The organism is Radiobacillus sp. PE A8.2, from assembly GCF_045635475.1.
Classification (GTDB): Bacteria; Bacillota; Bacilli; order Bacillales; family Amphibacillaceae; genus JBJGXI01.
On sequence record NZ_JBJGXI010000058.1, the window covers coordinates 1 to 22154 of the forward strand.

Below are 22154 nucleotides of genomic sequence, written 5' to 3' on the forward strand. Positions count from 1 at the left end.
CTGGGTTTGACTTCATCTGTTCTGCAAAGCTCGTTATCGATACGAATAGAATGCTGGTTTATAAATCGAAATAATATGGGGCTAGGATTTACCTTTTGTGGGCTAGTAATACTAATTAACGGAATTGTTATGTAAATATTTAACAAATAAACAAGCGAACGCTTTTCTTTAATAAGAAGGCGTCTTCTTGATATGCCCTATACATTAAGGGACTAGATTTTATAAAGATGAAACATTGTGAATCTTTTCGCTTAAACTATAGGGTAGCTTTAACGCAAAACGGGATCGTCAATTGATGATCCCTATTTTTTATGGAAGCCAGAAGAAAGTATCGTTAATTCACTTACGGTTGCTTTTTTTTAATACAGAAATTTTAGGTAGATGAATGAAATTTTCGACAAAATGAAGTTAAGAAAATTACTACTTCACAAAGGGGGAGTATAAATGTTATGGAAAGAAGTTCGATAAGCATATCCAGATAAATGGGTTGTATCTGAAGCAATTGAAGCTCACTCAGATTGTAATTGTCGTATAGTAGATGACATAGCTGTAATAGATTCATTTGACGACTCAAAGGACGTTTCCGTCGTCATAATGAATTACACAAGCAAAAGCCTAGTCGTGAACTATACTTCTTCCATACATCTAGAAATGATCTCGATATACTGGAAAATAAATGGCAAGGACTTAGAAAAATGTGTTTTCTGATAATTATATAAATGATTTACACAGGAAAAGTGACAAATGGGTAAGGAATATTTCTGCAATAACTCTTGGTATTCTTATTTTTTTTCAGTTGTTTTATTATGAAGACTTGATCTACTTATTTCCAATTGGAGTAATCCTTTTTACTGCATTGAATTATTCTGTAACGGTATTCTTTGAGTGGAAATATAGTGAACACCCGAAACAGGAAATGTTAACCATAACGGAGATGTTTCTTGTATCATTAACAATCATACTTGTGCTTCATTTCGAATTGCTTGGTTCTTTTAACGAAGACAAGAAGGAATTATATTGCCATAAAATATCGCTTATGCAAGTAATGATGTTCCACGAACGGAGCAGGTTAGTGTAACAATAGTCTTATTTAAAATCATTGATTGTTAAAATAAGGAATTTCCCCAACTATATTGTTCATCAACCATGTGGTATTCCAAAAATAGAAGGCGATGCATGCAATGATTGATATTAAGCTAACGGAGAGCCATAGCACAACAAGAGGATCGTCATATACTATTGGCGATCATTTTTGTTGGAAAGCACTTTTATAAGAATGTTATGTAAGGTTCACTTGACACATAAATTATACTCTGGTAGGTTTTATGTAAGGTTAACCTTACATGGGAAGAGGTACAACAATTGAAAAACAAAGTTAAGAAACTAAGACAGCAATTTGGATTATCACAAGCACAATTGGGGGAGAAGGTGCGTGTTTCAAGGCAAGCAATAAATGCAATAGAAAACAATAAGTTTGAGCCGTCGATTTGGTTGGCATATGATTTGGCAAAATTTTTCAATATGTCAATTGAGGAAATATTCGATTTTAAGGAGAGTGAAAGAAAATGAGTTTGTTAAAACAACCTATCATAAATATAAATTTTATTGGTTTTATGTCAGCTATTTATTCGTTTATTTTTATTTTCACTTCTGGTCATATGGAGTTTATTAGTATTCTTTCACATGGTGAGACACTAAATTCTGCTTTTTGGAATGGATGGTCTAATTTTCTTAGAACTGGAAACATGCGGTTCATTGGATACTTAATAATTGGCTTAACTATTGCCATAATAATATTTATCTTGATTAAGAGAAGAAAAAAATACGATGAATATCAGGTAAGTATTTTATCCAAAAGTTTGTTAGTTGCTGGTACTTTATCTATTTTAATGATTCCATTTATGATGATTCTGGTTTTGAGTGATTCAAACTATGCGGTGGAAATAATCTTCCTATTTGCATCGGTGCAATGGGTCAGTGTTTTAGTTTCGTATTTGGTTTATGTTATTAAGTTTTAATTGTGAAAAAATGTACTTCAACAAATGGGTGTTTTAACACAAGAAGAGGATCGTTATATACTATTGGCGATTCTTTTCTTCGTAAACGCAGCTTAGTTGAAGAAGGAAATAAACAAGTCTAGAATTATGAGTGAAAATGTTTTTATTTAAGGAGTAGTGAAAAATATGGAGAGCAATTCTTTAAAAGACGTACAAACAGTGTATAAACAACTATTAGATTCTTGGAATAATTGTAATGCTCGTGGAATGGCAGATTTATTTACTGAAGATGGAGAAAGCATTGGATTTGATGGAAGCCAATCAATCGGCAGGGAAGAAATATTCTCACATCTTAGTCCAATTTTTGAGCACCATCAAACAGCTCGATATGTTAGCAAAGTAAAAAATGTATATTTTTTAAGTTCTGACGTAATAATTTTACGAGCAATTGCCGGAATGGTACCACCTAAATCAAACGACATTAACCCTAATGTAAACACACACCAAACTCTTATTGTTGTAAATAAAGAAGGAAATTGGCGTATTCAACTATTCCAAAATACTCCTGCACAGTTTCACGGAAGGCCAGAATTAGTGGAACAAATGACAGAGGAGCTTAGCAAGTAGGTGTCAGGTACCTTAAAAAGACACTTGTCCTTTTTGGGTACCTGACACTCATGCCATGTTGAATTTGAATGCTTTCAAAAGGATGGGGAGTATTACGTAGATAGGATCGGAGTAAAGGAATAATAGAAAATATGCCCGCTTATACCTTTGCTAGTATAAGCGGGTTCCAGTATATTCGGAACGGCGGCTTCGAATTGAAGGAGTACATCCTCTGATATGGACAATTTTTATATCTTTGTACAAACAGAGAGTCTGACACCCCAAGTCACGAGGCGCTTAAAGGGTTTTCGAACTATCGACATTCAACTATGACATCTTCACCACAGATTTTACATACTTGGTCCGTTTCAAAGTCTTCATCCATTTTGTCAATGTTATCAGCACCAACCAGGATCATTTCATAATTGTCATAATCACAGTGGGGGCAAGTATAATCGACGCTAACAAAACACCCTGTTGAATCTTTATTAACCTCATCCCAATTTTTTGCAATCGTTCTTTTCCCCATATTTATTCCTCCAATTTCATATCCATTGAAGCAAAGAGCATTTTAAGTGTCTCTAAGTTCAACCAATCTTCGTAGGTAATCATTTTCAAGACATGACTATACGAATAATTGAACTGGATTTAGTTTCGGATGCATTAAAATTTCTCCAGTCTTGTACAAATTAGATTAATTTTTCCCTACAAGAAGAAGGATGCTTCTAGTCATCATCCTCACCAAAACCGTATTTAATGTTGTCATATCTACAGTGCGGACAAGTGACGTATGCATAAGCATTATCGCCGTCTTCCCAAGGGAGTGTTAAATCCCCTCGAGATAACGATTGCTGACAGTTTTCACACGTATTCATTATTTCACCCCCTCACATATTATTATTTACTCAGGCAGATGCCTGTTGTAAGTGCTTACCTTTGTTTGAGTCCTTCTCGCTAATATCCGCATTTTGCTGCTAATTAGACTTCTTTAGTTGAGGCTCATGGTCCAGATCAGTGAACATAGATGGACACTTTTGCTGTTTTGGACATTCACAGTACCCGATACTGTTGTTCCTATATGTATTCCACTAGTCCATTCAATAGAAGCGGCATTTCCCTTTGCTTTTAGTAGTCTTGCATCAGGTATCTGACATGGACCATGGGGTTAGGTTTATCGTCCCAGTAGGTTTCTAATTTATCTTCCCAAGCTAGAGCTGGTGCAGTGGGTGTGATGCTCACTGTCGGTTTAGCTCTACTAGTGGACTGGGACAGGAAACCTGACCCCATGTACCCCCCTACTCATGCACTATGCCTAAATGAGTGAATTTTATAAATGTTCATTCATTTTTAATTGCCAAAATTATTTGAGTGAATTATAATTGGATGTGTTAGGAAATAGATATTGAAGGAGGTTGTTAATCGTGTGTTCAAATAAATTCCATACAAGAACAATCAAATTTGCGATGTCCAAAAACCTTCTAAGGAATAAGTATTAATCCATAAGCTTAATTAACATGATTTGTGTAGAGGCTATCGTATATCGATAGTCTCTTTTTATTTGTCAAAATTCAATTGGGTTTCGTTAGTGGTTAATGGACTTTATCCTGGCACAATTGTTCTTGTAATACATTAGGAGGAAAGACAAATGATAGATTTTCAAGCGATACAATGCAAAATGGAAGAAAATGAACTAAAAAAATATTTGCAAGAGATTAAAAATGGGGAAAAAACGTGGGAAAAAGATAAAGATAAGAATGTTCTTCTTGTCAAATCGATGCTTAGTTATATTGGTACGACGGATAGTGAACTTCGAGACCATCTGATTTACAGCACTTTCTGTCAATGTGTCATAGATAACTTATTCGATCATCAACTATTAAGTGGTCTGTTAGATTATTGTTTAAGTGAATCTCTACTATTTAAAGGAATTGGTGAAAAAGACACTGATACAGTATTTACACGATCGTTTTCATCCCTCTTCATAGCCGTCACATTATATAAGGATAATAGGGATGATTTTTTACCAGCAAACGTTGTAAGTAATGCAAAAGATTCTTTAATTAAATATATTAACTTGGAAAATGATTTACGTGGATTTGTTCCAATGAAAGGATGGGCACATAGTATAGCGCATGTGGCGGACGCAATTGACGAATTAGTACAAAGTAAAAAAATCGAGCAGAACGATTACTTAGAAATTTTAACAACACTTTGGAATAAAATGTTTACTTCTAACAGTGTCTATATTCATGGAGAGGACGAAAGAATACTAAGACCCATACGTGTGATGTTAGATAAAGGATTGGAAATAAGCGAAGTTGAACGTCTAATAACAAATATACCTAGTGAGCTTCAGATTAGAAAAGAGCAAATAACGGAAGAAAATTACTGGTTCTTAGTGGCTAACTGTAAAGCATTTTTAAAAAGCCTGTATATACAGGTAGGTTCAGATATACATTTAAAAGATCTTCGACAGAACATTGAGCTTTGTTTATCAGAAATTTAGTGATTAGGAAATTCGAAACAACATCTTGTAAACGCTGAAAGGCTAACTCTTGAGAAGATTATTCTGATAGCAGGTTCGTTCATTAAGATGTAACATATTTGAACAAAGTGGATGAGGTGAAGAAATGGTTAAAGAAAATTTGGCTAATGGATTTAAAGATATTCTAGATTTAGCTAGCATGTGTAAATTCACTAATTGCACACATACAAAAGAACCACATTGTGCAGTACAAAAGGCAATCTCAGATGGTGTCCTTACACAAGATAAATTCGTTGCCTATTATAGAGAACTAAACGAAGAAGAACATATCATGAACCAAAAGAATAGAACAAAGGCGATTGATTATATGAAGCAGAGGAAACTCTTTCAGGAGCCACCTAGATAAAACAATTTTGAACTCAGTTTGACTATTAAACAATTGGGTACTTACCTTGAATAAGAAGTTGTCGATGTGGCAGCTCCTATTGCACTAAACAAGTAAAGCGTTAAGAAACGCAGAAATATGTTAAGGGGTACCGAATGGTCAACCGTAAGATTCATAATACTGATTTTTAGCAATCAGCATACGGTAATTATGAAATTGACTCAAATGATAACTAATTAAAGGAGGTATAATATGAAGCAACTATATATGAAGCAGAAGGTATTCAGCCTAAGTGGCAAATTTACGGTAAAGGATCAGCAGGAGAGGGATGTTTATTACGTGGAGGGTAGTTTTATGAAAATTCCAAAGACCTTCACCATTATGAATATTAAAAGAGATGAAGTTGCGCTTATTACCAAAAAGGTGTTCAGCTTTTTACCGAAGTTTTTTGTTGAGGTAAATGGTCGAGAGGTGTTAACGATTAAAAAGGAATTCTCTTTTTTCAAAGCGCGCTATACGATTGATGCGGTAGGTATTGAAATACATGGGAATTGGTGGGATATGGATTTTCAGGTTTTACAGCATGGTAAAATCATCGGTAAAGTGAGCAAGGAATGGTTCACATGGGGCGATAGCTACAAGGTTCAAATCTTGAATGAAGATATGGAATCCATCATGATTGCGCTTGTTGTGGCGATTGATTGTGTGAAGGCTGATCAAGCAGCTGCTAGCTCAGCTGCAACGTAGGGCAAGACTATTATTCTCCCACTCCGATGTTTTTCGTCTATTATTACGAACAGTGCCTGGCACTGTTCGTGAGAATGCACCACACCACCCATTCTGGTTTGACGTGCCGTGGCAGCAAAAGTGGAATGCTAATATATTGCGTTCAGAGTAGAGAGGTTACTATATTGGTTTATGGATATCAGATATAAAAAAATAAGCAGTCCACATTACATGTAAATTGAACTGCTTATTTTTTATTTAACAATGTTGATACCCTAGTAAGCAGGTGTTGATTACGGCGTTTAATGTATATGGTGAAAAGCACTCAGTCCTCTCTTCTGCATGATAACCTTCCGATAATTCGGTTAATAACATGGAGTAATCCTTGTATTTAATCTTCTAATTTAAAGGAATTATTTCAATTTTTATGAAAGTAAGAACGATAATCCATTATTTTCTGATATTATTATTTTATGAAGATTAGTGAGTTTGTACAATGGTGATCTTTAAACAAAACCAGCAGGTTACTTCAATAACTGTTTGTTAGATTTTAAAGCAAACTTGGTTTAAATATAATGAGAGGATGTCTGTTTTGTTTTTCTTTTTTGTTATTCTATTTTTTATTTGTGGTTATAGTTTTGTTGTAACTTCAATAAAAGCTATAAAAGAGGAAATATCTATACACCTCGCCGCTTTTCTTTTTCTTGTATGGTCTACATCAGCAGTATGGGTTACTGTGTATTTAGGAGATCTATAAAACTTTTATATTGAATTAAACGGGCAAAATAGTGTAATTAAGCATTTGAAAATTGGGTGGGAATGGCTTGGAAGATAAAATAATAAGTTCATTAAAAATAATAATTCCAAAAGTGGAACAAGGTCAAAAGGTTGTTCTCGGAATAGATGGATTAAGCCGTTCTGGTAAAACAACATTAGTAAGAAACATCGAACAGCGTATTCAAGAAACAAATATTTTCACTTGTGTTTTGCATATAGACGATTACATTGTAGAAAGAGAAAGACGCTATAACACTGGTAATGAAGAGTGGTATGAGTATTACAATTTGCAATGGGATGTAGAATGGCTAAAAGAAAATTTGTTTAAAAGACTAAAAGAATCTAATGAACTACAATTATTAACTTATGACAATAGTACCGATTCACAAAAATTACAGACTGTCAAAATACCTAATACGTGTCTAATCATAATCGAAGGAGTATTTTTACAAAGAGAAGAGTGGAGAAATCACTTCGATTTTATGATTTTTCTTGATTGTGTAAGAGATGAGAGATTCAATCGTGAAAGTGCAGAAACACAAACTAACATTGAAAAATTTGAAAAGAGATACTGGAAAGCAGAAAATTATTATTTGGAAGCAGTTTCACCAATCAAACAAGCCGATTTAGTTATTCAGAATTAAACTATATACGAACAGTGCCAGGCACTGTTCGTAATTGGAGGAAAAAACGATGGCAGAAATTTTGTTATTACACCATGTTTTAGGCAGAACGAAGGGGATTGAAGCAATCGCCGAACAACTGAGAGATGCGGGGCATACTGTGCATGTGCCAGATTTATTTGAAGGCCGCGTGTTTTCCACGCTGGAGGAAGGTTTGGTATTCGTGAAGGAAATCGGATTTGAAGAAGTAACGGCGCGCGGCGTTCGGGCAGCCAGCGAGCTTTCACGCGATGTCGTCTATGCTGGTTTTTCACTCGGTGTCCCGGCAGCACAGCAACTCGCTCAAACTCGTGAAGGAACCAGAGGCGCACTGTTTTTTCATGCTTGTCTCCCGACCTCGGCGTTCGAATCACAGTGGCCGGCAGACGTGCCTGTGCAAATTCACGCCATGAGTGCAGATCCTTTTTTCGTTGAAGACGGCGACATCAACGCGGCCCGTGAGCTTGTGGCGTCGGCCAAACACGCTGAACTTTTTCTCTACGAAGGCAAGGAACATCTCTTCACCGACAGCAGTTTACCGTCTTACGATGCTAACGCAACGAAACTTGTGATCAAGCGGGTTCTCGACTTTCTTGAATAATTTTTACGAACAGTGCCTGGCACTGTTCGTAGGTAGAAACTCTTTCTGAAAGGAAAGATAAGGATACCATTGAGAAGTGTACCAGATACAGTGTATCCACAGTATCCTAGAACCCCACTGCTTTAGCTGTGGGAGTTGTCAGTGTTTAGTTGAATCAAATAGTTTGTCAAATTTATAATTGATGAAAAGGGGTTCATTTGTGAGAGAATACATATACGTATTAAAATTAATTCCTAGGTTATATGAAGAGAAGAATTGGACGAACGAAGACCAAGACATAGTTGGACAACATTTTATAAGACTAAAAAATTACTGCGATAAAGGACAAGTAATTACGGCAGGTAAGACAGACAGAGAAGATGAAAAAGGATTTGGGATTGTTATTTTTAAAGAAGAAAACGATGAAAAAGCAGAAGCATTTAAAAATGAAGACCCAGCAATAATGCATGGTATTATGACTGCCGAAGTTTTTCCCTATAGAACAGCACTTGGAATAGATGGTAGAAGTATATAGTGACCAAATAACACGAAGAGTGCCTGGCACTGTTCGTATGCCACTTCCGTTATTACCTGCAAACACAAAAAATATAGGTTTATGGTTGTGCATTAAGATTCACCATCTTTTTTTAGAGGAACAATATCACCATTAGGGAATTCTTTTACAAGTTCACCATTTTTTTCATATACAATATATGTGTTGTTTACTTTTGCATCTATCCTAGCCCGTTCACCAGTCATTTTAGCCCATTTACTTAACCATTCATATTTTCTTTTTGGTTCATTGTTTTGTACTTCTAACATAAGCAACACCACCTTTAATTAAATTATATCAGATTGTTTATTAATGTTATAAGGTATTCAATAAGTTTTACACTTTGTGATGAAAATCACTTAAACAAACGGGTGCTAATGTACAACAAGGAAAGGTGCTGATATACAGGGTTAGTGCCCTTTCTTGTTGAAGTAAAGGGTAGGTTTATGTAATAAGGTTAATCCAACATACTTAGAAGATAATAAGGACAAATTATAAAAAAGAATGCAAGAGGTGTAATATGAAACAATTTGTACTAATTATATTAACTGTCTCTTTTTTAGTAATTTGTCCTTCCTATTCAAAGGCGGTAAATACGCCTTGTAGTATGGTTTTAAACCCTATTGATCAAGAACTGAAAAATACAAAGGGAGTAGCTTTGGTTTATAAAGTTCAGTTACGTCCGCCAAGTTTTGCAAGAACAAATATAAGTATTCTTGGAGTACATCTTCCAAAGCCATCATCCTATGGAAATTACGATAGTTACGAGGGTTTTGCTTTCACAGCAGAGGAAATTAGTTGGCGGTTCAAACTGTATCCTACTCCCGAACAAGAAAGTCCAACTTGGGCTGGAAGGTTCGATGAAATTACAGCGAAAATGGGAGAGAATGTAGTAGTTCAGGTACGTCTGTCTAATTCTAAAACAGAAAAATTAGGACCGAGTATATTAGAAAGTAATATCAAAAGTTGTAAGTAGATATTAAACTAACGGGAGGCTTATCTGGAACAATAAACGTAGACCTTATTGCGTTAAAGTGCAGGAATGTGGAATAAGAAAACATTTGTTATATGAAATAATTATTTGATTCCTATTTCTGTACATAATTTCGTGGGAAAGAAGGTAGTGCTGTGAAAACAACAGAAAGTTTTACCGACAAGGCCGATATGTATGCGAAATATCGCCTCAGTTACCCTAATGAATATATCGATTATTTGTTTTCAGCTAACCATCTGAAAGGGGATCGGATTGCGGCTGATATTGGTTCAGGTACGGGGATATTCAGCAGCCAGCTGCTTGAAAGAGGTTTAAATGTTATTGGAGTTGAGCCAAATGATGAAATGAGAAAGATGGCTGAGGAATCGTTAAAACTATTTTCTCGTTTTAAATCAATAAAAGCAACTGCTGAAAATACCAATTTAAAAGAGAATAGTGTGGATTTAGTAACTGTTGCCCAGGCATTTCATTGGTTTGATAGAGAAGCATTCAAAATCGAATGTCAACGGATTTTAAAACAAAAGGCAAATGTTGCTCTTGTTTGGAATAGCAGAGATTTAACTAATCCGATAATTAAAGAGAATGCAGAAATTTGCCAAAAGACCTGTTCAAATTTCAAAGGATTTAGCGGTGGAATAGAAGAAACTCCAGAAGTATTTTACAGCTTTTTTAAGGATGGAAAGTATGAGTTTAAAAATTATCAAAATGATTTACTTTTTAATTTTGAAGGTTTTTTGGGAAGGAATTTATCAGCTTCCTATGCACCGAAAAAAAATGACGAAGAGTATGAAAGTTTTGTTTTTCTCCTGTCAGAATTATTCGAGAAATATAGTAAGAATGGAAAAATTGTTCTCCAAAACGTAACTCGAAGCTATATAGGCAATGTTTAAACAGCTGTCTTTAATCGAAGTACCTATTTGAATTTTAGATTATCACTTACTAATTACGATCTTTAACAAAACCAGCTAACAATACGAACAGTTCCTGGCACTGTTCGTAAATCGATTTTTAAGAAAAACAAGAACGATAATTCATTATTTTCTGATATTATTATAGTATGAAGATTAGTGAGTTCGTGAAATGATGATCTGAAACGGACAGGAAAGTTAAAGAAGAATTGAGGAGGGTTATTCATTTTATCAAGAAAAACAACCATATATATATTGGTTTTAGTGATGGTTGTGTCAATGGGCTTAAATTATTATCTTTATCACCAAAATAAAGGATTTAAAATGTCAATTGGTTCAGATTATTTGGTAACAGTTAGACAGACTCTCTTTGAATTAAATACTCCGATTGACTTTTGGATAGAGGAGTTAAATAAGGACAATAGTGATGTTCTTTTAGAAAGATATAAGGGAGAGTTAGAAACGTTAGCAGATGATTTTTCAGATATTAATGGAAAAATAGGAATGATAGGTGACCAGCTTCGTACACTCTCTGACCTTTACTCAGAATTAGAAAATACAATGCGTGAAACCGATGATAAAGAAAATATATCAGAAATTCGGGAGGAAATTGTTAAATATCAACACTTCATAGTTGAAATCTTGAAGGATATGGAAAATAAACTTGAAGAAGATAAATTGTTGTGGTATCAAGAATTATCTAACCCTGATTCCGAAACTACAAACAAAGTTTGGGATGAGTTTAAAACATTTGAAAAACTTCAGAGTGGATCTTAAATTAACCAGCTACTGAGAGTAATTAATTATTAAAGTAACGGAGAACGTATCTTGAACAAGTGGGGGTCAAACTTGGATATTGTCGGAATAGCAATCTTACTAATTGTTTTCTTTTCATCTAGTATTATTGAGAGAAGGCTAAAATCAATTGAAAAACAAAACAATCGTGTAATACAAATCTTAGAAGAAATAAGAGATGAAAAATAATGATATTTTCAAAACGGTGCGATTGTTCAACAAGATTATCGTTTGTTTCCCTTAACGTGAAGAAATGTTTAATAATTGTTAAATGAGGTGGAACAGCCATGGAATATTTTTATCCGATTGGAAATGATCCTGAAAATGAACCGTTGCTGGAACTGTTACCTAATGGATATATGTTTGCTTCAAAGATCTTCTATCCTTTTATTATGATGCCAAAGCTTTGGCACTCGAGCAATAGTGAAATTCCTCATAAATACTATCCTGTGAAAGAAGATATTCTTAAGTTTGGAAAACCTTTAACTTGGGAGGAACTTCGGAAAAGTAGTGGTCTAAGAAATATCGCGGAAATGTCCATCGCTGTAACTGCTGCCTTAACAGGAGCAGAATATTGCAGAAAAGTATATCGAAGACCCGACCTTTCCAACAAGCTAGAGAATCATTTAGTAGAGAATATTTACTTTCCATTAGAAGATCAATTTTCTGTGCTGTTAATGCGCGATATGTTGTCTGTTTTAGCTTCAAATGGAGCAAAGAGGATTAAATTTGCAACTATTAGTGGTGAGCAAGGTACATACAAAATATCAGATATAAATGCAGAAATGATTATTAAGCTATGTTCTGAACCGATAACGATTTGTGATGAAAATAAAGATTTTATTTTTACTTGTAATTTTGATGAAGTTGCTGCGGTTTTCTCTGCAAAAAAGGATTGTAGGGAGTTATTGACTAGAAATCATCTTGAGGGAATTATCTTTGATGAAAAAACACCTTTAGTGTGGGAGAACTACAACTATTTCTTATTAAAGTAACCATTAGTGCCCGAGTGTAAGAAGAGGTGGAGGATTAAATGTGAATAATAAAATGAAAAGAATCATTATAGGTGTAGTTGGGTTATTTATAATTTCATTTGTTATAATGACTTGGTTTTATCCCTATTCATTTGTTAGTGTTTATAAAAGTTATGCTTTCAAACCTGATCCAATTGTTGTCGATCAATATGTTAACGATTTAGAAGAGTTTAAAAGTTCATATCAAGAAGATCTAGACGAATTAACAACGGAAAGTAATTATGATTTAACTATTGACCGTACTCAATATTTGCTTCCTTTATTTGAACAAGATTGGTTAGTAAGTAAAGTACCTGTTAAGATGAGTATAGATGATTTAGGTGAAATATTATTCGAAGTTAAAAACGCTAGAAAGATTTTGTTAGAACTTATAGCTAACGAAGATTATACACAAGAACAAAGGCATTATTTAGTCAATAGTATTGAAAGTTTATTGTCATTAGAAGAAGAAATTGTTGATATAAAAACTGGAATTGCTGAATCAAGAAAGACATTAAGAATTCAATTTAATAATCTTCACGGGAGTTTTTTAGGGAATTTTATGATGTTTGAAATTTTTTATGAACGGTCAAGAAAAGATTAATTAAACAGGTAAATTTAATTGAAGAAGGTAATAAAATTGGACCACACACGTTAGATATGTCTAATGTGTGTGGTCCTTTTAGTGTCAATTGTTTCCTTTTCTAATGGCTCACATTCCCATAGACCCAGAAAAGCCTGCAGACATGCGATGAAAGAGAAAAATGCTAATGTTCATACAACATGTTGTGCAATCTATGTAACTATATCTGTAAAGTGTTCCTCTTATATTGAGATACGAAAATCCGATTGTTATACTACTTTAGAAACATGGCTATGTATCGCGATGAACGAAGGGAGGTTGCAATTTGAAAGTCAAACTTGACATTAATAATGAGCGTTATGATGAAATCAAATCTGCACTCGAAGTACGAGGAATTGAAATAGATGATACTGCCGACTTGGTATTAAGTGAAACCAATAGCTTCATTGATCATCTGATTGTGAGAGAAAAAGGAAAAAATGCGCGGATCATTGTATTGGTAGAGGATATTGTTTGTATCGAATCGTTCGGTCATACAGTTGAGGTAGGGACGAAAGAAGCACAATACCAAGCTACCGACCGATTATACCGAATTGTCAGTTTGCTCGATCCAACAAAATTTTTGCGTATAAGTAATTCTGTTGTGATTGCAACAAATAAGGTTAAACGAATTACACCTACTCTTTCGTCAAAGTTTATCCTTACCATGACTAATGGTAAAAGAGTTGATGTAACAAGAAGCTATTACTACATTTTTAAAGAATATTTCGGAATATAGAGGAGGCAATTACATGGGTTTTCCTATTTATTTTCTCGCAGTGTTTGCAATTCTAATTATATTAGTCGCTACCGTTACTGTCTATTTTCAAGTTTATAAACGGCATATCAATAGGGCTTTAGGAGCAACCGAGGGCAAGCGTAAAATGGTTCCTCCAAATAAAATCGCTATTGTTATGACCATAGTAGTTTTATTGATTGGCTTATTGATTAGCTATTTTGCGGGATATGTTAATGCCTATAAAGATTACGAAGAAGATGCATGGGTGATGTCACATTCTGATATTCAGACATTCTATGCAGAAGTAAAAGAAGTTGGCGAGAGATCTTTATTGGTTGATGGTATATCCCTCAATGATGAGAATTACCGAGGTGATTTTCAATATGATGTATGGGCAGAAGTGAGTATATATCAGCAGGATACGCTTATCCAGCTTTCTGATTTATCAGAAGGTGATTTGGTTTCAATCACACTAGTCACCGACCGCGCAGACATTACTAATATCTTCAAGATTCAGCTATTAGAGGACAAGAAGTAACCTTGTGTTGTGATCGATACGAACAGTGCCTGGCACTGTTCGTAAAAAGTTCATTTACCATACTCATCATTCAATGATTGAGAAAATAATTTATAATTATAGTTATCAAAAGGTATCATTACAACGTTTTTGTATATACTAGTATATACAAATTTATTTAGGGTGTAATATAATGGAAAAAAATCATAAATGGGTGTATATCATGTCTATTACGGCTAAAAAATGGGGAAATAGTATCGGTGTTCGTATACCTTTTAAATTAGCTCAAAAATATGGTGTGGAAAACGGCACTGAATTAGAAGTATATGACTTGCAAGATGGAATGATGTTAAAAGTATCAGATAGACCAACATTGGATTCCCTTCTTTCTCGCTGTGAAGGAGAAAACCCTGTTGGAGAATTGTTTGGTGACACGGTTGGAAAGGAAGAATTATAATGCAAGTACCAGATAGAGGTGACCTTATTTATCTAGACTTTCCCTCCCAGACTGGAACAGAGCAGGCTGGAAGAAGACCTGCTCTTGTTATATCCCCTGAAAAATTCAATCTTGTCACAGGTTATGCATCCGTATGTCCAATCAGTAGGACACAAAGAAAATGGGGTTTCCATATACCTATTCCAGATGGTCTTGATTTTGAAGGTGTCATTATTACCGATCAAATTATAAATTTAGATTGGAAAACAAGAAATGCTGAGGTGAAAGGAAAAGTACCGAATGACTTTGTAAATAAAGTTGTACAAGTGATACATACATATATTTATGAAGATTATGATGAACGAAATGGCGGCTTTTAACATACAGGAGAGAATCCCCTTTCAAATTGTCGGATTTTCTGAATGATGAATAGTCTCTTTTTTTGAATTAAGGGAACATTAACTCCACCGTCTTTAAATGCTATTTCTTTTTGCATTATTCCTTACCGTCCATACTTAAAGTGTGAGGTGAATGTATGGACATTTATCGGAACAATATTCACTTTCACTCCTTACATTTGAACCCTTAATTATTCCTCCATTTCATAATATCCACGGTCGTCTCCATAATACTTGTTATATCGTTTCTTAAACTTATAGAAAAGATAAGAACCAATTACCTTTACGATCGCGTAGCCTGGAATACCAAGAATGACACCGACAACACCGAATAAATTACCTGCAATCAATAGCACAAGAATAATCGTTAAAGGATGGATTTTCATCGTTCTCCCCATGATATTTGGAGAAACGAAATTCCCTTCTAAAAATTGAACAGCGATCCACACGATTGCTAGCTTTAACAACATAAATGGAGAGCTAACGATGGCAATGATTGCAGCTGGAATAATCGCTATTGTTGGGCCTAAATAAGGCACAACACTTGTTACTGCTGCGACAATAGCCAACGTGAATGCATAATCAAGTCCGATGATAAGATAACCGATAAATAATAAAATGCCAATCACCGTAGCAACAATAATCTGCCCTTGAATGTAAGAACCAACTTGCGTATCAATATTATTTAAGATTTGTTTTGTATCATCTCTAAATTTAGGTGGAAACAATTTAATCGTAAATCGTTGAAATTTCTTACCATCCTTTAATAGGAAAAATAAGATAAATGGAAAGGTTACAATCGATACAATCGTACTTGTAATTGTACTAGCAACATTCTGTATGCCTTGAAAACCATTAGAAAGATAAGTTCCGATTAATTGAGGCAATTCACCTAATCGCTCCATTACCCAGTTATAACCATCATCATAATATGGCCCTAAAAAAGAATTCTGCATCCATTCTGTTGTGCTGTCTCCTAGCTGTTTTAGATAATTAGGAAAGCTTTGAATTAAATCTTTGATTTGCGCTTCAATAGAAGGAGCAGTTAACAGGATAATTCCAGTTAAAACACCACTTATACCGAGAATTAGGATGATAATTCCCCAAATTCTTTTAATACGAAGTCGTTCGAGCAAATCTACAATTGGGTTAAGTAGATAGTAAGCAATAAATGCTAAAATTATCGGAGCTGCTATGGTAGACAAAATGACCTTCAGTGGATAGAAGATAAAAGCAACTTTCGTATAAATAAAGATAGTAATACCTATTAATATAAAAAAAGCTAATATGTAAAAAATGTTTTTACCGCCAATTAATTTTAAAAATCTATGTTGTTCCTCCATGAAAGACATCCCCTTTAAAGCTAATTTATGCTTATTATTATATATCCGAAGTGTTGTACATAAAAACATTATATATACAATCCACCTGTTCAAGTCACCAACATGGCTGGTTATTCACTTCCTTTGAAACAAAATCCTTGTACGAACAGTGCCTGGCACTGTTCGACAAAAAAATAACTAAGACCCATTCTGCACTTCGAAAAGGTCCTTAGTTACTTATAGTGCTATATTACTAATTTCTTGCAACTTTGATTTATGGTGGTCTTTTTATAATCTAATTACTAGACTTACTAATCACTCGGGTCATGGAAAGCAACCTGATTTCGTCCCTTTTCTTTTGCCACATACAACGCATTATCACAGCGGGACAGTAAGGTGCTATGGGTATCACCTTCTATGTAGGTGGCTACTCCAAAGCTGGCTGTTGTTTGGCCTACTTCGTTAAATGAATGATTTTCAAAGTGCTGTCTCAGCTCCTCAGCGAGTTCCATTGCCTCGACAGTTCCTGTATAAGGTGAAATTACTAAAAATTCCTCACCACCCCATCGTCCAACCAAGTCGGTTTTGAGAACTTTTTCTTTTATAAGGTCTGCTGTTTCCTTAAGTATGATATCACCGACTTGATGGCCAAACTTGTCATTGACGTCTTTGAAATGGTCTACGTCTATCAAAATAAGTGATAATGAAGTGTCGTTTGTTTTAACTGTCTGTAGCTGTTTATCTAATTCGGCATCCAGCCGCAATCGATTTGGAATCCTAGTGAGTCGGTCTGTATTGGCGAGCTGCACAAGCGTTTGTTTTGTTGCCTCGAGTTGCTTTGTTCGCTCCTGGACTTTTTCTTCTAGTTTATCGTTCATATCTTTCCTCATTAAGTTTATCTTATCACCCAGTGCTAATGAGAGAAAGATCGCTTCAAAGCAAGCGGCGGTTGCCGGTACTTTTTCATAGAGACCTGGATTAATAGGAATCCATCCTAGAAAGCCGAAGCCTTGAATAAGCATCGATCCAAGTAAGACCGTCCAACCGATCATGTAGAAACGAGCCATTTTAAAGCCTTTTAGTAACATTATTAAACCCGTGATCCAAAGAGATGTAGAGACAATCAGGGTAAGAACAATAATTGCATTATTGACAGCTTCAAGGTTTGGCACGGCAAAGGTAGATAAAAGAGACAAAATAGTCAGATATAAAAAGATGTTTAGTATCTTGTTATGTTTTGGTAAATGGGTTTTCAGTTCTAGAAATTCTTTGCCAAATAATATCATAAAACCAACCAGTAACAAGCAACTTATTGGTAATGTCCGAAAGAGCAACCAGTCAGGAAAAATGTGGCCAACAAGTTCAAGATCAAACGCATTCATCGTGGCTTGATATGCCATAAAGCTGAACATATAACATACATAGAAAATATACGCTTTCTCTTTAAGAGAAAAAAACAAAAATAGGTTATACAGCATGAGCGCAAGTAGAAAGCCATAAAATAAACCAGTTGAAATCTTATAAGTAATGACTCTTTCAAGAAAACCTGTATCTGTATATAAAAAAGAGCTGAACATGAGTGGCATTTCCCCGTAAAGCGCAATATACACTTCTGTCACATCAGGGTCTTCAAATGTAAATAAGCTAGCAAAGTATCTGATCGGTTGACTATCGAGTCCTGCAATCCCACCTTTTTGAACAGTGTAAGTTCCATCTTTTTTGACAAAATAGGCATCAACGTGATCTTGTTTGTCAATGCTTTCTAACACGTAGCCACTCGGGTTTCCTTGTATCACATCATCCAGAGATAGACGAAGCCAAATCGTATCAGTTGTATGCCAAAAAAAAGGATATTTTTGAGTGCTCGGTGTAAAGTATGGATCATAAGTTCCACTAATTAAGTCTTCAACCGTTACTTCATTGGATGAATCATGAAATACATCGTAGTGGGGTCCGAGTATGATACGACTTGCTTCAGAAGATCCCTTAACTGAAAGAGGAATCAATAACAGCATTAATACCAAGAAGACAGCAACCCGGTAAATTTGATAAAGTAGCTTTGTCTGAACCACGATTGGACCTTCCTTCCAAGTTGTTTAATTTATTCCATCTATGTATTATACGCTATTTTAAATACTGTGCCGAAAGAATTTGGTTTATAGAATCCTCTATAACTTGTGTGTTCTATAAACCAAATCTTTTACAATCCTTGAAAGAAAAAATAATAGAGACATTTAATTAACCAACAAACGTAGGTCGTTGTCGATACCGAAGCTCTTATTGAATTAAATGACAGTTTAGCATCATAAAAGAAACTTAAACCCCGCATTATACGTCTAATAATTAAAAGGGGGAAATCTTATAATGAGATATTTTTGGTTGCTACCCTGTGTATTAATAAGTTTAATACTTTTATCAGGATGCGGAAGTTCTTCGAGTAATAGTTCTAAAGGAACTGACTGGGAACCTACAATACATGAAACTGTCAACAACCTTGAAGGAGTAACTATGATTGTAAAGGATGGAAAGGTCTCTACTACTGGATTGACTGTTACTTTTGAGAATAAGGCTGACAAGGAATGTATTTATGGTGAATATTTTATGTTGGAAAAGAAAATAGAAGGTAGTTGGTATCAAGTCCCTGTGACCTTAGATGGTAACTACGGGTTTAATGATATTGGCTATGAATTGAATGCTTCAGATGTTAGTGAATGGACAGCTGATTGGGAATGGCTGTATGGAAGTCTGGATACTGGTGAGTACCGTATAGTGAAAGATGTACTTGATTTTAGAAAAGCAGGAGACTATGATAAGTTCTATTTGGCTGCGGAGTTTACAATCGATTAACAAAAATCCACGTGTCAAGAGTTCAGATTAAGGAGGGATTTTATGTTTTTATTTAATAAAAGAGTTGTGTATATCGGATATTCAATTGGAAAATTGTATCAGGTAAGGCGGGTATAAAAAAGGAAGGTATTAAAAATGTCTACAAAGTCGTAAATCATCATGGTCCATGTTTAAATCAATGGACACCAAGAGGAAACTTTTGTAGTTTAGGAATGAATATGGATTATGAGAAACAATATGTTGTATATGTCAAAAAAGTTGACTGGGAAAAAGCAAACTATCTTGTTAACAAAGTTTTTTTAAAAAACTAGAAATGATAAAACCATTGCCACCTGAAAAGGGTTTTGAAAATCAAGATATAAAGCGATTGTTAAATAATTAGATATTCAACAAACGGATGGTTATATGTGTTATAACGGTTTTGGTTGCTATTAACTTACAATGTGATTTTAAGAGTTGTCTGGATTATAATAGAAACAAATGGAGGGATGCTTCATGAAGTGGCAAGAAGTTAGGGAGCTATTTCCTAATCAATTTCTTTTAGTTTCCATAATAGATTATCACATAAAAGGTGATAAGAAGGTCGTAGATGAAGTAGCGCCTATTCGACCAATTGCAGATGAGGACGCAACGAAAGAACTGTTTAAGACGAAAGAAGGTACTATTGTTTACCATACAGCGAATGAAGAATTCGTCATTCATATTCGAAGAGATCCTTTAATGAAAGTGAGACGAATTCAATGAATATTTTTTACAATGGACAGTTACTTACGACAGCAGTAACTGTTGTTTATCGTGGGAGAACATTGATAATTGATGACGTTATCATCGATACTGGATCATCTCACACTGTTATCAGTCCAGATATCCTTGAAGCAATTGGAGTCCTTTACGAAAACGGTGATAAAATTTATGAAGCATATGGTATTGGAGGGAGTGTTCCTTTTTATACTAAGGTGATGGAGGAAATAAAGATAGATACATTTTCAATTAAGGAGTTTGAATTAGATGTGGGTATGTTACCTGAAGGACATAATGGTTTGTTAGGGTTAGATATTCTTAAAGAGCATGGATTTATAATTAATATGGATAAATTAGCTATCTATCAATCGGAGTAAAGGGTTAGGATTATATTTTATAACTTAAAATCCAGAACAATCCAGATAAACAAAAAGGTTGAATGTTGTTATTTGTGCTAATGGGTGCAAAAACAGAATCAGCAGCTACTATAATCTAAGGGCAACAGGTTAGTAGAAGCCGATATGTTGGAACTTTTATTAAAAAGATAAATGCGAATATAGATAGAGGGTGGATTGAATATGAACCTCAGAATTTCCATTCATTTTAATTGGATTAGTCATTATAATATTTCATTTAGTTGGGTGTTCGGAAAATAAAACATATAGTAGTAAAACAGATTTTGAAGGGGAAGTTTTAGAATTAAAAGAAAGTAATCAAGATTTAATGGAGATTCAATCTGGAATAATCGAGCAAGGCTACGAAAGAGAACTACTATTATCATTTGACGATAAAAGTGATTTTAAAACATTACAAAAAGGATCAAACGTCAAGGTTTGGATAGATGGCAATTTAAACGATAGTCAGCCACCACAAGGGCGATTAGGAAAGTATGAAGTAGATGAATAACTTTGCTTCACTAACTGGAACTTTAATATGATATGCAATGAAATATATTGATCATGACCGATTGTTAAACAGTTACATTTATATCTGAAGAATTGTTCGTGATATGCATAAAGGTGAACAGAATAGAGTGGATAGAGAGGGAGATGCATAAATGCTATTAACTCCTATTGGCCCAATTAAATTGTTTGTTAATAATGATGAAATCAATTTCAAGGCAACGAAGGTTTCTTTAGATAAAAGATGCTCAGATGTTAATGGCAGATATCTAATTGAGTATAAATTTAGTAATAATTCAAAGGTCCAGAAGATCCGATGCTGCCTACCATCAATTGATATAGAGGGAGACATTGAAAGTGGTGAAAGGTTCGAAACAATTGCTTTTTATAAAAATTCTACCAAACTTACAATTGGCGCAGAGGCGAGTTTTGGTTTGGAGACGGAATACGGTTATGACTATACAGGGAATTATTTGAGTAATGGAATTCAATGTGAAACAAATTCATCTACCAAAAATCAAATTTTTCATTTCGGTGCTAGCTGGATTCAACCGTTCACCGAGGATAATGATCATCAAACTTGGTACGGTGCTGATCCAACATTGATGGGGGTCTCTAAGGAACGATAGTATCCTTAAAAAGTGCCTGGCACCTATTACATGGCAATACGGTCATTTAATTATCTTCAGTTATGTGTAATAGCTTTTGCTTCAACGTATTTCTTTTATCATCTCGGCATTTTTAGTAAAAGGTCATTGGTTGTTTTGGAACGCGGCACTGTGAAGGCGTCCAGAACTAAGCGGTCACAGAAGTCCTTATTATACCTTGGATTCCAGTTTTGATGTTTTGACGGCCACCACAGCACTAATTTACCAATAACAAACCTCTGAAACTACAATTTCAGTTAAATAAGTGCGCTGGTGGCCGCTCCATTCTAAAAATGGCTCTTTTGTCACAGATAAGCGCAGTGGTGGCCGTCAGCGACTCCCCGTCATGCCCAGCCCCCAATACACCACCGAGCACTCACTCCTCCTCATAATCCGGCAACATTGCTTTCCTAATAGTATAACCTTATAGGCGTCTTAAAATTATTGAATTTTGCTGCTAATGAAGGTATGATTTTAGTTATTGTAATTATGATACTTGCTT

At 34.8% G+C, this 22154-nt stretch carries 30 protein-coding genes; 25 read left to right on the top strand and 5 right to left on the bottom strand.

Going from position 1 to position 22154, the window contains the following annotated elements:
* Positions 1 to 697: 697 nt before the first annotated feature.
* The 4 genes from ACI6MV_RS21770 to ACI6MV_RS21785 all read left to right on the top strand — a co-directional run bounded on the left by ACI6MV_RS21770 (position 698) and on the right by ACI6MV_RS21785 (position 2624).
* On the top strand, positions 698 to 1078 hold the full coding sequence (locus ACI6MV_RS21770; protein WP_407272437.1) for a DUF4181 domain-containing protein: 381 nt from the start codon (positions 698 to 700) through the stop codon (positions 1076 to 1078).
* 284 nt (positions 1079 to 1362) lie between these two features.
* Entirely contained in the window at positions 1363 to 1569 is a 207-nt protein-coding gene (locus tag ACI6MV_RS21775) for a helix-turn-helix transcriptional regulator (RefSeq protein ID WP_407272438.1), read from the top strand.
* On the top strand, positions 1566 to 2018 hold the full coding sequence (locus ACI6MV_RS21780; protein ID WP_407272439.1) for a hypothetical protein: 453 nt from the start codon (positions 1566 to 1568) through the stop codon (positions 2016 to 2018). Before ACI6MV_RS21775 ends, ACI6MV_RS21780 begins: the two co-directional genes overlap by 4 nt.
* A gap of 165 nt (positions 2019 to 2183) precedes the next feature.
* Positions 2184 to 2624 (top strand): SgcJ/EcaC family oxidoreductase, encoded by a 441-nt coding sequence (locus tag ACI6MV_RS21785; protein ID WP_407272440.1) that lies wholly within the window; start codon positions 2184 to 2186, stop codon positions 2622 to 2624.
* Between the two features lie 292 nt (positions 2625 to 2916).
* Here the strand turns inward: ACI6MV_RS21785 and ACI6MV_RS21790 are convergent, their stop codons facing one another.
* Both ACI6MV_RS21790 and ACI6MV_RS21795 read right to left on the bottom strand, forming a co-directional pair.
* On the bottom strand, positions 2917 to 3132 hold the full coding sequence (locus tag ACI6MV_RS21790; protein ID WP_407272441.1) for a hypothetical protein: 216 nt from the start codon (positions 3130 to 3132) through the stop codon (positions 2917 to 2919).
* Positions 3133 to 3328: 196 nt separating this feature from the next.
* A complete protein-coding gene (locus ACI6MV_RS21795; protein ID WP_407272442.1) occupies positions 3329 to 3478 on the bottom strand; it encodes a hypothetical protein in 150 nt (49 codons plus the stop codon).
* A gap of 770 nt (positions 3479 to 4248) precedes the next feature.
* On the opposite strand from ACI6MV_RS21795, the gene ACI6MV_RS21800 reads away from it, so the two are divergent.
* The 6 genes from ACI6MV_RS21800 to ACI6MV_RS21825 all read left to right on the top strand — a co-directional run bounded on the left by ACI6MV_RS21800 (position 4249) and on the right by ACI6MV_RS21825 (position 8753).
* Entirely contained in the window at positions 4249 to 5109 is an 861-nt protein-coding gene (locus tag ACI6MV_RS21800; protein ID WP_407272443.1) for a DUF2785 domain-containing protein, read from the top strand.
* 124 nt (positions 5110 to 5233) lie between these two features.
* A complete protein-coding gene (locus ACI6MV_RS21805) occupies positions 5234 to 5494 on the top strand; it encodes a hypothetical protein (protein ID WP_407272444.1) in 261 nt (86 codons plus the stop codon).
* A 231-nt stretch (positions 5495 to 5725) separates the two neighbouring features.
* The gene (locus ACI6MV_RS21810) at positions 5726 to 6220 is read left to right on the top strand and encodes an LURP-one-related/scramblase family protein (protein WP_407272445.1); all 495 of its coding nucleotides are present in this window, start codon (positions 5726 to 5728) and stop codon (positions 6218 to 6220) included.
* Between the two features lie 803 nt (positions 6221 to 7023).
* On the top strand, positions 7024 to 7620 hold the full coding sequence (locus ACI6MV_RS21815) for a kinase (RefSeq protein ID WP_407272446.1): 597 nt from the start codon (positions 7024 to 7026) through the stop codon (positions 7618 to 7620).
* Between the two features lie 49 nt (positions 7621 to 7669).
* Positions 7670 to 8239, top strand: a complete 570-nt coding sequence (locus tag ACI6MV_RS21820; RefSeq protein WP_407272447.1) for a dienelactone hydrolase family protein — start codon at positions 7670 to 7672, stop codon at positions 8237 to 8239.
* A gap of 199 nt (positions 8240 to 8438) precedes the next feature.
* Entirely contained in the window at positions 8439 to 8753 is a 315-nt protein-coding gene (locus tag ACI6MV_RS21825; RefSeq protein ID WP_407272448.1) for a YciI family protein, read from the top strand.
* Between the two features lie 92 nt (positions 8754 to 8845).
* Here the strand turns inward: ACI6MV_RS21825 and ACI6MV_RS21830 are convergent, their stop codons facing one another.
* Positions 8846 to 9040: a hypothetical protein gene (locus ACI6MV_RS21830; RefSeq protein WP_407272449.1), complete on the bottom strand. Its 195-nt coding sequence runs from the start codon at positions 9038 to 9040 to the stop codon at positions 8846 to 8848.
* A 251-nt stretch (positions 9041 to 9291) separates the two neighbouring features.
* Here ACI6MV_RS21830 and ACI6MV_RS21835 point away from each other — a divergent pair, with 251 nt between their 5' ends.
* The 10 genes from ACI6MV_RS21835 (at position 9292) to ACI6MV_RS21880 (ending at position 15175) form a co-directional block, all read left to right on the top strand.
* A complete protein-coding gene (locus ACI6MV_RS21835; protein ID WP_407272450.1) occupies positions 9292 to 9747 on the top strand; it encodes a YoqH family protein in 456 nt (151 codons plus the stop codon).
* Between the two features lie 152 nt (positions 9748 to 9899).
* The gene (locus tag ACI6MV_RS21840; protein WP_407272451.1) at positions 9900 to 10655 is read left to right on the top strand and encodes a class I SAM-dependent methyltransferase; all 756 of its coding nucleotides are present in this window, start codon (positions 9900 to 9902) and stop codon (positions 10653 to 10655) included.
* A gap of 273 nt (positions 10656 to 10928) precedes the next feature.
* On the top strand, positions 10929 to 11450 hold the full coding sequence (locus ACI6MV_RS21845) for a hypothetical protein (RefSeq protein WP_407272452.1): 522 nt from the start codon (positions 10929 to 10931) through the stop codon (positions 11448 to 11450).
* A gap of 51 nt (positions 11451 to 11501) precedes the next feature.
* A complete protein-coding gene (locus tag ACI6MV_RS21850) occupies positions 11502 to 11657 on the top strand; it encodes a hypothetical protein (RefSeq protein WP_407272453.1) in 156 nt (51 codons plus the stop codon).
* Positions 11658 to 11755: 98 nt separating this feature from the next.
* A complete protein-coding gene (locus tag ACI6MV_RS21855) occupies positions 11756 to 12463 on the top strand; it encodes a DUF2711 family protein (RefSeq protein WP_407272454.1) in 708 nt (235 codons plus the stop codon).
* Positions 12464 to 12503: 40 nt separating this feature from the next.
* Positions 12504 to 13085, top strand: a complete 582-nt coding sequence (locus ACI6MV_RS21860; RefSeq protein WP_407272455.1) for a hypothetical protein — start codon at positions 12504 to 12506, stop codon at positions 13083 to 13085.
* A 304-nt stretch (positions 13086 to 13389) separates the two neighbouring features.
* The gene (locus ACI6MV_RS21865) at positions 13390 to 13842 is read left to right on the top strand and encodes a LytTR family DNA-binding domain-containing protein (protein ID WP_407272456.1); all 453 of its coding nucleotides are present in this window, start codon (positions 13390 to 13392) and stop codon (positions 13840 to 13842) included.
* 13 nt (positions 13843 to 13855) lie between these two features.
* Positions 13856 to 14380, top strand: coding sequence for a hypothetical protein (locus tag ACI6MV_RS21870; RefSeq protein WP_407272457.1), 525 nt, complete (start codon positions 13856 to 13858; stop codon positions 14378 to 14380).
* A 172-nt stretch (positions 14381 to 14552) separates the two neighbouring features.
* Positions 14553 to 14816 carry an AbrB/MazE/SpoVT family DNA-binding domain-containing protein gene (locus ACI6MV_RS21875; RefSeq protein WP_407272458.1) on the top strand — a complete coding sequence of 88 codons (264 nt, stop codon included), beginning with the start codon at positions 14553 to 14555 and terminating at the stop codon, positions 14814 to 14816.
* Complete coding sequence (locus ACI6MV_RS21880) at positions 14816 to 15175, top strand: type II toxin-antitoxin system PemK/MazF family toxin (protein WP_407272459.1); 360 nt, start codon at positions 14816 to 14818, stop codon at positions 15173 to 15175. The genes ACI6MV_RS21875 and ACI6MV_RS21880 overlap by 1 nt, the downstream gene beginning before the upstream one ends.
* Positions 15176 to 15384: 209 nt before the next feature.
* On the opposite strand, the gene ACI6MV_RS21885 is transcribed toward ACI6MV_RS21880, so the two are convergent.
* Both ACI6MV_RS21885 and ACI6MV_RS21890 read right to left on the bottom strand, forming a co-directional pair.
* On the bottom strand, positions 15385 to 16536 hold the full coding sequence (locus tag ACI6MV_RS21885) for an AI-2E family transporter (RefSeq protein ID WP_407272460.1): 1152 nt from the start codon (positions 16534 to 16536) through the stop codon (positions 15385 to 15387).
* Positions 16537 to 16826: 290 nt separating this feature from the next.
* On the bottom strand, positions 16827 to 18587 hold the full coding sequence (locus ACI6MV_RS21890; protein ID WP_407272461.1) for a sensor domain-containing diguanylate cyclase: 1761 nt from the start codon (positions 18585 to 18587) through the stop codon (positions 16827 to 16829).
* 292 nt (positions 18588 to 18879) lie between these two features.
* Between ACI6MV_RS21890 and ACI6MV_RS21895 the strand changes: the two genes are divergently transcribed.
* From ACI6MV_RS21895 to ACI6MV_RS21915, 5 genes are all read left to right on the top strand, one after another.
* Positions 18880 to 19362: an immunoglobulin-like domain-containing protein gene (locus tag ACI6MV_RS21895; RefSeq protein WP_407272462.1), complete on the top strand. Its 483-nt coding sequence runs from the start codon at positions 18880 to 18882 to the stop codon at positions 19360 to 19362.
* A gap of 495 nt (positions 19363 to 19857) precedes the next feature.
* The gene (locus ACI6MV_RS21900; RefSeq protein WP_407272463.1) at positions 19858 to 20106 is read left to right on the top strand and encodes a hypothetical protein; all 249 of its coding nucleotides are present in this window, start codon (positions 19858 to 19860) and stop codon (positions 20104 to 20106) included.
* Positions 20103 to 20480: an aspartyl protease family protein gene (locus tag ACI6MV_RS21905; RefSeq protein WP_407272464.1), complete on the top strand. Its 378-nt coding sequence runs from the start codon at positions 20103 to 20105 to the stop codon at positions 20478 to 20480. Before ACI6MV_RS21900 ends, ACI6MV_RS21905 begins: the two co-directional genes overlap by 4 nt.
* Before the next feature lie 247 nt (positions 20481 to 20727).
* Complete coding sequence (locus tag ACI6MV_RS21910) at positions 20728 to 21009, top strand: DUF3221 domain-containing protein (RefSeq protein WP_407272472.1); 282 nt, start codon at positions 20728 to 20730, stop codon at positions 21007 to 21009.
* A gap of 151 nt (positions 21010 to 21160) precedes the next feature.
* Complete coding sequence (locus ACI6MV_RS21915) at positions 21161 to 21634, top strand: hypothetical protein (RefSeq protein WP_407272465.1); 474 nt, start codon at positions 21161 to 21163, stop codon at positions 21632 to 21634.
* Positions 21635 to 22154 lie beyond the last annotated feature (520 nt).